The organism is Myroides sp. 1354 (assembly GCF_030324495.1).
Classification (GTDB): Bacteria; Bacteroidota; Bacteroidia; order Flavobacteriales; family Flavobacteriaceae; genus Flavobacterium.
This window is the reverse complement of sequence record NZ_JACAGN010000018.1, coordinates 32,158-45,245: the sequence shown is the minus strand read 5'-3', so window position 1 is coordinate 45,245 and position 13,088 is coordinate 32,158. Positions and strand designations below refer to the sequence as shown.

General features: G+C 36.5%; 13 protein-coding genes. 3 read left to right on the top strand and 10 right to left on the bottom strand.

The window, feature by feature from the left end; translation table 11 throughout:
• Positions 1-10 precede the first annotated feature (10 nt).
• The 10 genes from HX004_RS15250 to HX004_RS15205 all read right to left on the bottom strand — a co-directional run bounded on the left by HX004_RS15250 (position 11) and on the right by HX004_RS15205 (position 10,483).
• Positions 11-193, bottom strand: a complete 183-nt coding sequence (locus HX004_RS15250) for a hypothetical protein (RefSeq protein WP_286443460.1) — start codon at positions 191-193, stop codon at positions 11-13.
• A complete protein-coding gene (locus HX004_RS15245; protein WP_286443459.1) occupies positions 193-867 on the bottom strand; it encodes a DUF2461 domain-containing protein in 675 nt (224 codons plus the stop codon). The genes HX004_RS15250 and HX004_RS15245 overlap by 1 nt, the downstream gene beginning before the upstream one ends.
• 31 nt (positions 868-898) lie before the next feature.
• Entirely contained in the window at positions 899-1,879 is a 981-nt protein-coding gene (locus HX004_RS15240) for a tyrosine-protein phosphatase (protein ID WP_286443458.1), read from the bottom strand.
• 126 nt (positions 1,880-2,005) lie between these two features.
• A complete protein-coding gene (locus tag HX004_RS15235) occupies positions 2,006-3,061 on the bottom strand; it encodes a linear amide C-N hydrolase (protein WP_286443457.1) in 1,056 nt (351 codons plus the stop codon).
• Between the two features lie 22 nt (positions 3,062-3,083).
• Positions 3,084-4,388, bottom strand: coding sequence for a cryptochrome/photolyase family protein (locus tag HX004_RS15230; protein ID WP_286443456.1), 1,305 nt, complete (start codon positions 4,386-4,388; stop codon positions 3,084-3,086).
• 69 nt (positions 4,389-4,457) lie between these two features.
• Positions 4,458-5,888 carry an anion permease gene (locus tag HX004_RS15225; RefSeq protein ID WP_286443455.1) on the bottom strand — a complete coding sequence of 477 codons (1,431 nt, stop codon included), beginning with the start codon at positions 5,886-5,888 and terminating at the stop codon, positions 4,458-4,460.
• A gap of 39 nt (positions 5,889-5,927) precedes the next feature.
• Complete coding sequence (locus HX004_RS15220; protein WP_502888485.1) at positions 5,928-7,073, bottom strand: porin; 1,146 nt, start codon at positions 7,071-7,073, stop codon at positions 5,928-5,930.
• A 64-nt stretch (positions 7,074-7,137) separates the two neighbouring features.
• On the bottom strand, positions 7,138-7,893 hold the full coding sequence (locus tag HX004_RS15215; protein WP_286443453.1) for a succinate dehydrogenase/fumarate reductase iron-sulfur subunit: 756 nt from the start codon (positions 7,891-7,893) through the stop codon (positions 7,138-7,140).
• A gap of 8 nt (positions 7,894-7,901) precedes the next feature.
• A complete protein-coding gene (locus HX004_RS15210) occupies positions 7,902-9,821 on the bottom strand; it encodes a fumarate reductase/succinate dehydrogenase flavoprotein subunit (RefSeq protein ID WP_286443452.1) in 1,920 nt (639 codons plus the stop codon).
• 11 nt (positions 9,822-9,832) lie between these two features.
• The gene (locus HX004_RS15205; protein WP_286443451.1) at positions 9,833-10,483 is read right to left on the bottom strand and encodes a succinate dehydrogenase cytochrome b subunit; all 651 of its coding nucleotides are present in this window, start codon (positions 10,481-10,483) and stop codon (positions 9,833-9,835) included.
• A 392-nt stretch (positions 10,484-10,875) separates the two neighbouring features.
• On the opposite strand from HX004_RS15205, the gene HX004_RS15200 reads away from it, so the two are divergent.
• The 3 genes from HX004_RS15200 to HX004_RS15190 all read left to right on the top strand — a co-directional run bounded on the left by HX004_RS15200 (position 10,876) and on the right by HX004_RS15190 (position 12,984).
• Positions 10,876-11,373: an RNA polymerase sigma factor gene (locus tag HX004_RS15200; protein ID WP_286443450.1), complete on the top strand. Its 498-nt coding sequence runs from the start codon at positions 10,876-10,878 to the stop codon at positions 11,371-11,373.
• 71 nt (positions 11,374-11,444) lie between these two features.
• The gene (locus HX004_RS15195) at positions 11,445-11,999 is read left to right on the top strand and encodes a DUF8845 family protein (protein WP_286443449.1); all 555 of its coding nucleotides are present in this window, start codon (positions 11,445-11,447) and stop codon (positions 11,997-11,999) included.
• Positions 12,000-12,042: 43 nt separating this feature from the next.
• Positions 12,043-12,984 (top strand): LysR family transcriptional regulator, encoded by a 942-nt coding sequence (locus HX004_RS15190; RefSeq protein WP_286443448.1) that lies wholly within the window; start codon positions 12,043-12,045, stop codon positions 12,982-12,984.
• The last annotated feature ends 104 nt before the right edge of the window (positions 12,985-13,088 follow it).

The window sequence follows — 13,088 nt, the reverse complement described above, 5'->3', positions numbered from 1 at the left end:
TACAGAAAATTCACTCTCCTTTTGGCGTTTTTGTTTTTTTGCCTTTTTGTGAAGTTGTAAGATTCTCATTTAAAAAGATAGCATTTACTTCCTTCAGAAAATTCACTCCTTTCTTCTCTCCTCTCTCCTCTCTCCTCTCTCCTCTCTCCTCTCTCCTCTCTCCTCTCTCCTCTCTCCTCTCTCCTCTCTCCATTACTCATATAAACTAACTCCATTGACATCGGTAGTCAATACTTCAGACATATAGTCAAAAAAGGGCTTCATCACTTCAAAAGTTTGAATAACTTCGTTTATAAATCCAGGTTGGATAAGTTCTTCATCAGTAAATGAACGCATAACCAAAAACTGTTTTTTACGCAGTAAATCAATCGCAGGATGTTCTTTTTCAAAGCCTTTAGGCGCTGTTTTTAACTCCTCTCCCATTAATCCTCCAAAGGTTTGAACAAATAGAGGGTTACTTATAATTTCGCGCAATTCAGAATCATCCAAAGCAATTTCTTTTCGAATGCGCAATAAATCATCTTTATTCGGTTCCCAAAATCCTCCTCCAACAAAACTCTTTCCAGGTTCTATATTGAGATAATATCCACCTCGAAGTAAAGGTTTCTTTCTTCCAATATGCAAGCCAAAATAAGTTTTATAAGGCGTTTTATCCTTTGAAAAACGCACATCTCGATATAGGCGATGTACGTGAAATAATTCTACCTCATCCACTGCGGCCATCTGATCAAAAACAGCCTTAAAAAAACCTTTTACCTCAGTAAAAATGGCATCAATTTGCGGTTTATTTTCTGTAAACCAAGGTTTATTATTGTTCTTTGCAATAGTCTCTAAAAGGGCTATATGCTCTTGTTTCAACTGATTCATATACTTTTTATCCTACGATTAAATGATAAATTTACTCTAAAATTACGGTATGTTTAGCGATATACGCTTGACGTTGTGCTTCTGAAATTTTTAATCCTTCTTTGATATAGGCTTCCATTGAGCCGTATTTAGCTTCAATAGCTGCAAACATTGCATCCAAATAATTAGGCTTAATCCAAGAAAAATTTTCAATTACTTCATAATCTATTTTTGGAAAGAGAAACTTGCCAAATTTCGCCAATTTCATTCGACTCGACACATCGTCCACACGCCCGTTATTAGACAATAAGTATTCTTCCATAATCGTTTCTCGATCAACGTTAAGAATACTCAATAGAATGGCACCAATCATTCCTGTACGATCCTTTCCTGCAGAACAATGAAATAAGGTCGCTTGATCACTATCCAACATACGCACAACAATCTCGCGAATCTTCTGAGGATTATCCAACACATAAATACCGTAAAATTCTTCCACTGCTTTGTTTGATTGCTCTACGGTTACGCTGCCTTTTAGCACTTTTTTTCTGGCTTTGCTAAACATATCTTCAGAATCTTCAAAGGCTTGTTCGTTGTAATATTGAACAGTTACAGGTAAACGATCGGGATGCTTTTTAATTTCTCTGTCTGTTCTCAAATCAATGACCTGTGTGATATTGTATTGTTCTAATGTTTTAAAATTCTTCTTTTTCAACTTACCTAGATGTCCACTGCGGTAAAAGTGTCCACTCTTTATCACTCGTTGATCCTGCGTCATAATACCTCCTAATTCACGTACATTGGCTACACCTTGAATAGCTACACTTTCATTTACCTCTCGATATAATTCTTTTTGCTCTGGTTTAGGTATATAGTTCGTTTCTTCTCCGCTTGCATAACGCTTGGTCAAAGCCTCGTAATTTGCTGTAGTATCTAATTTAGAAAATACAATCGGTTGATAGGCGTGTTTATAGGAACAACTACCCAACAACAACATTCCTCCTAAAGCAAACAATAATCTATACTTTTTCATAACTCATTTTGGATTAACCTTTCTCAAAGTTAAGCATTTCTAACCTATTTCTCTTTCAAACGCGTTTCCATAAAAAAAGCAATGCAGTATTGCATTGCTTTAGTGTCTTCAGATTTCAATTGAAAACTAAATTCCCATAAATTGGAAAGGTTTACTTTCAACTAATTTATCATTCGATAAACCGAAATATTGTTGTCTTTTTGAAACATCTAATTTTTTCACTTGGTTTTTCTCGCTGAAATCTAGTGTTTTTAAATCCAACCACAGGGGCGATAAAGTCAATGGGTCTTCATAATAGTACACTAAGTTTTTCTGATCGGAAACCGCTCTCCATTTGGTAGAAGATAAGTTCGGATAGCCTTCAATATGCACACCATAAGGCACAGAACAGTTACGGATTACGCTAAAAGCAGATCCGACTGCTACCATTGTATCATCACTTTGATCTACTGCTGTTGCATAATACGAAGCTCTAGCAAAACGATCTTCTGATCGTCCCGTTCCTGGTAATACTTGATTTCCTGGTAAGAAAGCCCAATAATCGCGAATTGCTAATTGTTTATCATAGGTTGGTGAGTTTGTTACTACTGTATAGGAAGGATCATGGTAGATTTTTAATTTACCATCAATATATTCTAATACTGCATTATCTCCTTTAGCATCTGACATCGTTAAATGCACTGTAGCTAAAGTAGTTCGTCCAGGTGTATTCGCTGTAACAACAGTAATTGGATTTTTCTGTAAATCCGTAACCGCTTCAGCAACTGTAGCATAATTATCCAATACATATTGTGCCCAGATTGCTAAACTCATTCCTTTTTGTTTTCCATTTGGATCATAATCAGGATATTGAGATTCTACTAACCACAGAATATTCGCCACAAGACCTTTTTCGTTCATTCCGTCTGTTGTAGCAATATCAAAAGCCGATACAATCACACTACCGTATTTTGATTTCCACTTTGCAGAAGCTTTTCCAACTTCTCCTGTGCGTTCCATTCCTCTTGGAAAAACCCAAATATTCGGGTCGATTTCATCCTTCCAATCCATCGAACGCGCTGTGATAATTGTATTTTTTGGTCCTTTGTACACTACTCGAGTGCACGCATAGGCATCTGAGGTAACGGGTAATAAAAAAGCGGCTAACGCTAAATTAGCTACCCAAATTTTCCATTTTTTCATAGTTTAAGGGTTTATTTGTGTGTTATTTTAATGCTTGTTTAAATACTACTAAAGCGCGTTCTCTCGCCAATTTATGCTCCACTATAGGAGGTATATAGGTTGATTCTTCGTATTGAGGAATCCACTTTTTAATGTATTTTAATTCTTTGTCAAACTTCTTTTGTTGTTCTGTGGGATTAAAAATTCTAAAATAAGGAGCTGCATCACAACCACATCCCGCTGCCCATTGCCAATTTCCCACATTAAGCGCTAAATCATAATCATTGAGTTTTTGTGCAAAATAGGCTTCTCCCCAACGCCAATCAATCAATAAATGTTTTACTAAAAAACTAGCGACTACCATGCGTACGCGATTGTGCATATATCCAGTTTGATTCAATTCGCGCATACCCGCGTCTACTAAGGGATATCCCGTTTCTCCTTTACACCAAGCCTCAAACTCTGTTTCGTTATTTCTCCACTGAATATTTTCATATTCTCTTTTAAAACACGCTCTGGCAGAATAAGGATAATGGTATAATATAGCCATAAAAAACTCCCTCCAAATCAATTGACTCAGCCAGGTTTCATTCGCTTGTAACGCTTGTCTAACACAGGCGCGAACAGACACTGTTCCAAAACGCAAAGCAATTCCCAAACGCGTCGTTGCATCTAAAGCTGGGAAATCGCGATTGGCGGTATAATTTTGAATGATATGTGAGCCAAATACAGGTGATTTAAAATGAACTTCTTCTGTTGTTTTATATCCCAAACTTGCTAAACTCGGCAGTGTTGCATCCTCTTTTTTAGCAACAAAATAATCAGCCTTTAATGCTAGAGTCCAATCTAATAGATGCTGTGCTGTCAATCTACTTCTCCATAGTTTAGCATAAGGTGTATATACTTTATAGGGTGTTTGATCACTTTTCAGCAATTCATGAGCTTCGAAAATCACTTGATCTTTATAGGCATAAAAGGCAATCTGCTGTTGGGCTAAAAAAGTTTGTACTGCCCCGTCTCGCTTGCGAGCTTCTGGTTCATAGTCTGCATTGGTATATACAGCAGTTATAGTATGGGTTTGAACAAGCTGTTCGAAAACAGTCATCACTCGGTCGTGATAGCACACGACCTGGCTGTTATACTGCTTCAAAATACTATTAATTTGCGCCAAGGCTTGATAAAAGTACACCACGCGCTTGTCCTCTTTGTCTGAAAATTTCAATAAGATATCTGGATCAAAAATAAAGATAGGCAATACTTTTTTTCCTGTTTGTATTGCATGATACAAGCCTACATTATCTTGTAAGCGAATATCTCGTCGAAACCAAAAAACTACAATTTCTTCCATATTAGTAAGTCCTACTAAAAAGACCCTTTATTCTAATTGATAAAGGGTCTTTAAAGGTAACTTTTTTATTTAAAAATAACCAATAATACTCAGCCAAGTTGTTCCAACGACTAAATAAATCGCCAAAAGTAATAGTCCAATAATCAATCCATACATCCACCACGACTTCAATTCAACATAGCCACTTCCGAAGAATACAGGAGCTGGACCATGTCCATAATGTGTCAGAGTACCATAGATAGATCCCATATATCCTAGCGTTAAGGCCAATAGCATGGGAGGAACTCCCAAGGATACCCCCACTCCTAATAGGGCCGCATACATCGCGGCAACGTGAGCCGTTGCACTGGCAAAAATATAATGACTAAAGAAATAAACAATGACAATTAGAGGATAAGCATAATGCCAATCAATACCTCCCATTTGCGCTTTTACTAAGTCGCTAAACCAGCCGATGAAACCAAGCGTATTCAAAGAACTCGCCATCATCACTAACACAGCAAACCAAACAATCGTATCCCAAGCTCCTTTTTCAGACTTGACATCATCCCAAGTTAACACAGAAGTTAACAATAAAATAGATAAGCCGATAAAAGCGGTCGTTGTAGCATCAATCGTGAATAAATCCCCTGTAATCCACAAGAAAAGCAAAATAAAGAAGGTCAATAACATCAGCTTTTCAGGCAAGGTTAATTTCCCCATTTCTCTCAATTTCTCTGCAGCAATTTTAGGTGCATCTCCTGTTTTCTTTAATTCAGGAGGGTAAATTTTATACAATACCAAAGGCGTGATGATAAAAGCCACGACTCCAGGAACAAAACCGCCAATCGCCCAATTCATCCAACTGATATTAATTCCAATATCCGCAGCAAATTTCTGACACATCGGATTACTAGCTGTTCCAGTTAAGAACATCGCAGAGGTAATTAAGTTCAAATAGTAACAATTCAACGTCAAGAAAGAACCTACTTTCTTTTTCGTTTCTTCCTTACTTGGATCGGAACCAAAATTCATCGCCATGGATTTCATGATGGGATAGATAATCCCTCCTCCACGTGCTGTATTACTTGGAATGGCAGGCGCTAGTACTAAATCAGCCAATCCCAGTCCATAGGCTAATCCCAACGTACTTTTTCCAAAAGCACGAATAAACAAGTAAGCGATGCGATTTCCTAACCCCGTTTTAATAAACCCCCTCGCAATAAAGAATGAGATTCCAATTAACCAGATTACCTTATCCCCAAACCCCTTTAAACTCAAGGTGATGGATTGTCCAGCATTCCCAGGAGCTAACAATTGGAAAAAAGCAGTAAGCCCCACGGCAATCATACACATAGTTCCCATTGGAGCCGCTTTGAGGATAATTCCCAAAATTGTACTCACAAAAATCGCAAATAAATGCCAGGCTTCTGGTGTTACTCCCTCTGGGATGGGACAAAACCACAATAATATTCCTATTATTACGGTTATTCCGAAATTTTTTAAATTGACTTCTTTCATAGAAGGAGTTTTTTATAGTTTATTGTTGTTTGTTGTTGTTTATTGTAATCGGCACTGAAATTGAATAAAGGCTAAATTTGAGTTATAAGACTTTGTATGTTCAATATTCGTTTTATAATTGTCGATTTGCATTCCTACTTGTAAACGCGCACCGTAGTTTTTTAAGAATTCTAAGCTCACCATCGGAACCCAAGTTTGTCTACCATTGGAATTGAGATGCGCACTGCCATCTAAATATTCATAACGACAAGCGAATTCAATTGCTTGTAAGCGTTTTTTTCCCAATTCATATCTCACATTCGGCAGAACATAAAAACTCTTCATTAAATAGTCTTTCATATCCCCTATGCGTTGATCCACTGGTTGCCCAAAATATAGAAAGTGATTGGTTCCTTGTTTTGCTTCCAACTGAAAATCAATACTCCAGCGATCGCCCATCGAAAAAAAAGCGGTAGCTTCTGCCCCAACGGCATAAACAGTTTGTCGTTGCACTTCTCCAACACCTCCACTAATTCCCACGTTAATTTTGTGCTTGGGATCCACATTAAACAACAACCGGCTCGAATAATGTTTGCCATCGTCATTATCGGTTTTATTTTTTCCATTACCGTTAGTTACAGACACTCCATAACTCATGGGAATAGAACCTAAATCCACACTACCTGTAACAGCCGCTCCAATTTGGAAACTCGTCCAGCCATTATCGCCAAACATATAGTACGAATTTGAATAGTCGATTGATTTTACTACGTCAACAGGATAAGTTTCTTCCATACCAAACAAGGGTCTAAATTGTCCTACAGTAAATTGCAAATAGCGATTGATTGTATATTTAGCGTATGCATTTTCCAAGACTTTTGTTTTGGGGTCCGATTTAAAATCCGCCAAATTCACCAAAGCTACTACTTCTAGATTTTCTGTAACTTTAGCATTCATCGACACGCGCATACGCTTAATTTCAAAAGAGTTATTTGTTCCTTGTCCATCGCCATAATGCAATCCATTGATGTCCACCCCTCGTTTAAAATTATCCAAATAGCGCGTTTGAAAAACACCGCCAACTTTAAACTGAGGGTATTTTTGCGTTGCATCATTCAGTACAATTTTGTCTTCAAAGATTCGAATCGTGTCTTGAGCCACTTCGTGTTCTTTTGAGATTAGGCGTTCTTGTCCCAAGCTATTCATCGTAGTAAACAAGCCTATTCCACAAAGGAATAGGCTTTTTATAACACTGCTGTTATTTTTCATGTTATTTCTTTTTAAACTTGAGAAAACTAGCGCGATTGTACTCATAGTTCATACGAGCAATATTCAATACAGAAATTCCTTGTGGGCATTCTACCTCACAAGCTTCTGTATTAGAACAGTGTCCAAACCCTTCTTCGTCCATTTGCATAATCATATTCAATGCGCGTTCTTTTCGCTCTTGTTGCGATTGAGGCAACAACGCCAATTGCGTAATTTTAGCCGAGGTAAATAAGGCTGCACTACCGTTTTTACACGTAGCTACACAGGCACCACAACCAATACAGGCTGCCGAATCAAAAGCCGCTTCTGCTGTTTCATGTGATACGGGGATAGTATTTGCTTCTGGAGCTTGGCCTGTATTTACCGATACATATCCACCCGCAGAAATAATACGGTCAAATGCACTGCGATCAACTTTCAAATCTTTTTTCACCGGAAAACCCGCTGCTTTAAAAGGTTCGATTAAGATCGTTTCTCCATCTTTAAACTCTCTCATGTGCAACTGACAAGTCGTTGTATTTTCCAGAGGTCCATGTGCATTTCCATTAATCACCACTCCACATTGTCCACAAATTCCCTCTCTACAATCGTGATCAAATTCAATAGGATCTTCTTTTTTGGAAATTAATTGTTCATTTAACGTGTCCAACATTTCTAAAAAAGACATATGCGTATTTACATTATCTATCGCATAATCAACAAGTTTACCTTCCGATTTACGATCTTTCTGTCTCCATATTTTAAGATTCAATTTCATAGCCTCAATTATTTATAACTACGGATAGTCGGTTTTACGTATTCAAATGTTAGTTCTTCTTTGTTCAAAATAGGTTGTTGATCCAGAGATCCTGGCCATTCCCAAGCAGAAATAAACTGGAATTGCTCATCATTACGAGCCGCTTCTCCTTCTTCTGTTTGGTATTCCTCTCTAAAGTGAGCTCCACAAGACTCATCACGTGTTAAGGCATCATAACACATCAGTGTTCCGATTTCCAAATAATCTGCTACGCGTCCTGCTTTTTCTAATTCTGAATTAATAGTTGCATTTGTACCAGGTACATTCACATTTTTATAAAATTCAGCTCTCAATTTTTTAATTTCTTCAATTGCAAATTCCAATCCTTCTTTGGTACGTGCTAGACCACAGTAGTCATACAATAATTTACCTAATTTTTTGTGGTAGTAATCCACGGTTTTATCTCCTTTGATTTTCAAGAGTCCTTCTAATTTATCTTTTACCTCTTGTTCCGCTTTATCAAATTCAGGGTGATCGGTTGTAATTTTCCCCACTCTAATTTGATCCGCTAGATAATTGGCAATCGTATAAGGAGCGATAAAATACCCATCTACAGAAGCTTGTAATAAAGAATTGGCTCCTAAGCGATTGGCTCCGTGATCGGCAAAATTAGCTTCTCCCAAGGCAAACAAACCCGGAATAGTTGTCATCAACTCATAATCTACCCAAAGTCCTCCCATAGAGAAGTGAGCCGCTGGTGAAATCATCATGGGTTCTTTATAGGCATTTGTTCCTGTAATTTTCTCATACATCGTAAACAAATTGCCGTATTTCTCAGCAATTTTTGCTTGTCCTTGTTCTCTAATTGCTTTAGAAAAATCCAAATACACTGCATTTTTTAAAGGCCCTACGCCATAGCCTGCATCGATTCGCTCTTTAGCAGCACGAGAAGAAATATCACGAGGTGCTAAGTTTCCAAAAGCAGGATAACGTCTTTCTAAGTAGTAGTCTCTTTCTTCTTCTGGAATATCATTGGCTATTCTGGTTTCATTTAGATTTTTAGGAACCCAAATACGGCCATCATTACGCAATGATTCAGACATTAACGTTAGTTTAGATTGATAGTCACCCGATTGAGGCAAGGAAGTTGGGTGAATTTGCGTCCAACTTGGCGAAGCAAAGAAAGCTCCTTTTTTATGAGCTCTCCATATAGCAGAACCATTACATCCCATAGCCAATGTGGATAAATAATATATTTTTCCAAACCCTCCTGTTGCTAAAACAACAGCATGAGCCGCATGTCTTTCAATTTCACCTGTTTCTAGATTTCGCACAATCACACCACGTGCTTTTCCGTCGATCAACACTAAATCCAACATTTCATGAGACGAAAAAAGTTCTACAGTCTTTTTATTCACCTGGCGCATCAAAGCTTGATAAGTTCCCAACAACAATTGTTGTCCTGTTTGACCACGTGCATAAAAAGTTCGACTGACTTGAACTCCTCCAAAGGATCTATTATTCAAATATCCACCATATTCTCTTCCGAAAGGAACCCCTTGAGCTACAGCTTGATCAATTAAGTTAACGGAACACTCTGCTAAACGGTATACATTGGCTTCTCTCGCTCTAAAGTCACCTCCTTTTAGCGTATCTACAAACATGCGATAAATACTATCTCCGTCATTTTTATAATTTTTTGCTGCATTTACTCCTCCTTGTGCTGCTACAGAGTGCGCACGACGAGGGGTATCTTGAAAGCAAAACGATTTTACATTATATCCCATCTCTCCCAAAGAGGCTGCTACAGAACTACCTGCTAATCCAGTTCCAATTACAATAACATCCAACTTTTTTCTATTCGCAGGATTGACCAAACGAGCATTCTTTTTATAGTTAAACCATTTATCTTCTAATGGTCCTTCAGGAATTTTTGCATCTAATTTCATAACAACTTGTATTAATGGGTGATATAAATATAAATAGGCATTAAAGCGAAACCAACACATAAGATAACCGCATAAGCGATTCCGAATACATTAATCCATCGCACATATTTGGGGTGAAACAACCCTAACGTTCGCACACCACTAGTGATGCCGTGAATGAGGTGATAGGCAAGTGCAATCATTGCTATTACATACACAACAACCAACCACAGTTCTTGAAAGGCTGTTACAACAACCGTATACAAGTCTTTATTGCCGTTTGCATCTAGACCAATCTCACCAAATTTATAGACGTACCAAAAATTTTGAAAGTGTAGTACGAGAAAAACTAAGATAATTACGCCTAATACTCCCATATTTCTGCTATACCATTTACTGGCTCTACCTCTATTGTCACGCTTGTAGTTACCGCCAGCTTTTTGGTTCATTGAAGTAATGATTAAAGCATAAATAGCATGTCCTAGAATGGACAAATAAAGCACATAAGATACGGCCTTTACTAAAGGATTTCCCGTTAAAAAATGGGAATAAGCATTAAAGCTTTGCTGTGCATGTTCAGGTTCCAGAAATAACTGTGTATTACCTAAAAAGTGAATAAGTAAAAAGAAACACAGAAACAACCCAGTCCCCGCCATTACAATCTTTCTTGAGAGTGTATTCATCTTATTTTTGTTTTAATAATTAATTCTTTTCATCATGCGATAACCTACCATCTTTGTTTCTTGGAATAAACCACATAAATAATACCAAAAAAGTATTCACTCTTCCCCCTACATTTACCAACAAAACACCAAATAGACAGCATTTTATATTTTTAGACACCTAAATATCTTAATTTTGTACTAAATTTAATAAATATTTCAAATATTTTTAAAAAAATAGATTCAATTAAGGCTTCTTATAAATAATACAGAATGATTATAAATTATCTTCGCATTTCTTTAAAATTTAAGAATCGTCCTTCAAAAGAAATAGTTATCTTGAGAAAATGAAATTAAAAAAATATTTTCCCTAAAAATGTAACAAATATCATATTTGGTCAACTAATTACGATATGAAGCAAAATAATTTAGAGCAAGAGTTTATCACCTTATTGGAAGAGAACCAAAATCTCCTCCATAAAATCTGTCGTTTATACACAGATGAGGAGTCTGCACATAAAGATTTGTTTCAAGAAATTTCGATTCAGCTATGGAAAGCTTATCCTAGTTTTAGAGGGGAGTCTAAATTCACTACTTGGGCGTATCGAATTGGTCTAAACACAGCAATTTCGTTGTTCCGGAAAAAAAACAGACAAATTGCCACCACGAGTTTTAATCCAATCATTCACCATTTTGAATACCAGGAATACAACGAGGAAGAAGAACAACAACTCAAATTAATGTATAGTGCTCTTCATCAATTAAATGACATTGATAAAGCTTTAGTTTTTATGTATCTCGAAAACAAAACCTATGAAGAGATAGCCGATACACTCGGAATAAGCGAAGTCAATGCCCGTGTAAAGATGAATCGAATTAAAAGTAAACTAAAAAAAATATTAAATCCGTAAGGATTCGCTATAATATGGATGAACTTGACTTATTAAAAAAACATTGGAACGCCAACCATAACTTTCCAAAAGTGTCAAAGGACGAAATTAGAGGAATGATTCACAAAAAATCGTCCTCTATTGTGATGTGGATATTCATTATCAGTGTAATTGAATTTTTAGCCTTAAACCTAGCTAGTCTTTTTCTTTTCAATGAAGACAGTGAACTAAAAGGCAAAAGCAGTCCTGTTTTTGAATTTATTGTAAATAATATCGACTACCTCAGTGGGTTGATTTCACTTATATTTATTGTTTTATTTTACATTAAGTATCGCAAAATTTGTGTGGCAGACAACACCAAAAAATTAATGAAACAAATTCTTCAAACGAAGAAGATGGTCAATTATTATATTGCGATTAATATCTCTATTATTTCTATTCTAACGCTCTATGCGGCCATTAGCGTTTTAAGTGGTGATAATGATCCAACGCATGGTTGGAAGTACTACCTTTTTATCATTGGTATATTCTTACTGTTATTTTTAATCTTCTTCGGAATTATCTGGCTATACTACCGTGTGGTATATGGAATTTTAATCAAACGCTTAATGAAAAATTACCAAGAACTTGAAAAGATAGAGGATTAATGTCGTATCTTGGATACACATTTTTCTTATCATTATTCAAGTTATGACTATCACGCAATTACTATATGCCTTGGCTGTTGCAGAACACAAAAATTTCACTCTTGCTGCAGAAAAATCTTTTGTTACTCAACCTACATTGAGTATGCAAATTCAAAAATTAGAAGAAGAATTAGGCGTTCAAATTTTTGATCGCACAACTAAACCGATTCAATTAACTGCTATTGGAGCTGTTATTATTGAGCAAGCACATAAAATAGTCAACGAATCAAATCGAATCAAAGATATTATCGATCAAGAAAAAGGATTCATAGGAGGTGAATTTAAATTGGGGATTATCCCCACCGTCACTCCTACTTTACTTCCGATGTTTATCAAATCCTTTGTAAACAAATATCCTAAGGTACATTTGATTATTGAAGAATATACGACAGAGGAAATCATCACTCGATTACGTGGCGGATATTTAGATGCTGCAATTGTAGCCACTCCCTTAGAACTAGAAGATATCAATGAAAAAGTAGTATACTATGAGCCTTTTGTAGGTTATATTCCCAAAAACTTTCAAGGTGAATTTGAAGGTAAACTCACTACAGATCAATTGGATTTAAAGAAACTTTTATTACTTCAAGACGGACATTGTTTTAGAGACGGAATCATCAATATTTGTCAAAATAAAAGTGCAGATACGGATCGTCCCTTTTCATTGGAAAGTGGAAGCTTTGAAACGCTAATCCAACTGTCTAAAGAAGGTTTGGGATATACGCTTTTACCGTATTTACACACCTTGCAACTCAATGCAGAGGATCAAAGCAACTTGATGCAATTTGCTGCTCCACAACCTGCCCGAGAAATTAGTTTAATTCACACCAACAGTGATTTAAAGCTACAAATTATCCAAGCTTTACACGAAACCATATTGGGGATTATCCGTGGAGCCATTGCCTTTCAGGATGTAAAAATTATTAGTCCAAAGAAGAAGAACTAATTTTGTTTTTTTGCTTTTTTGCTTTTTTGCAAGTTGTTTTTTTGCTAGATTATCGATTAAAGAACAATTGATCTTTCCAGGAAATTAGAACTGTTTACTGTTAA

Coding starts and splice junctions, on each gene's coding strand:
- HX004_RS15220 (WP_502888485.1), bottom strand. CDS start 7,073: ATGAATAGCTTGGGACAAGAACGCCTAATCTCAAAAGAACACGAAGTG.
- HX004_RS15245 (WP_286443459.1), bottom strand. CDS start 867: ATGAATCAGTTGAAACAAGAGCATATAGCCCTTTTAGAGACTATTGCA.
- HX004_RS15200 (WP_286443450.1), top strand. CDS start 10,876: ATGAAGCAAAATAATTTAGAGCAAGAGTTTATCACCTTATTGGAAGAG.
- HX004_RS15210 (WP_286443452.1), bottom strand. CDS start 9,821: ATGAAATTAGATGCAAAAATTCCTGAAGGACCATTAGAAGATAAATGG.
- HX004_RS15240 (WP_286443458.1), bottom strand. CDS start 1,879: ATGAAAAAGTATAGATTATTGTTTGCTTTAGGAGGAATGTTGTTGTTG.
- HX004_RS15235 (WP_286443457.1), bottom strand. CDS start 3,061: ATGAAAAAATGGAAAATTTGGGTAGCTAATTTAGCGTTAGCCGCTTTT.
- HX004_RS15190 (WP_286443448.1), top strand. CDS start 12,043: ATGACTATCACGCAATTACTATATGCCTTGGCTGTTGCAGAACACAAA.
- HX004_RS15225 (WP_286443455.1), bottom strand. CDS start 5,888: ATGAAAGAAGTCAATTTAAAAAATTTCGGAATAACCGTAATAATAGGA.
- HX004_RS15205 (WP_286443451.1), bottom strand. CDS start 10,483: ATGAATACACTCTCAAGAAAGATTGTAATGGCGGGGACTGGGTTGTTT.
- HX004_RS15250 (WP_286443460.1), bottom strand. CDS start 193: ATGGAGAGAGGAGAGAGGAGAGAGGAGAGAGGAGAGAGGAGAGAGGAG.
- HX004_RS15215 (WP_286443453.1), bottom strand. CDS start 7,893: ATGAAATTGAATCTTAAAATATGGAGACAGAAAGATCGTAAATCGGAA.
- HX004_RS15230 (WP_286443456.1), bottom strand. CDS start 4,388: ATGGAAGAAATTGTAGTTTTTTGGTTTCGACGAGATATTCGCTTACAA.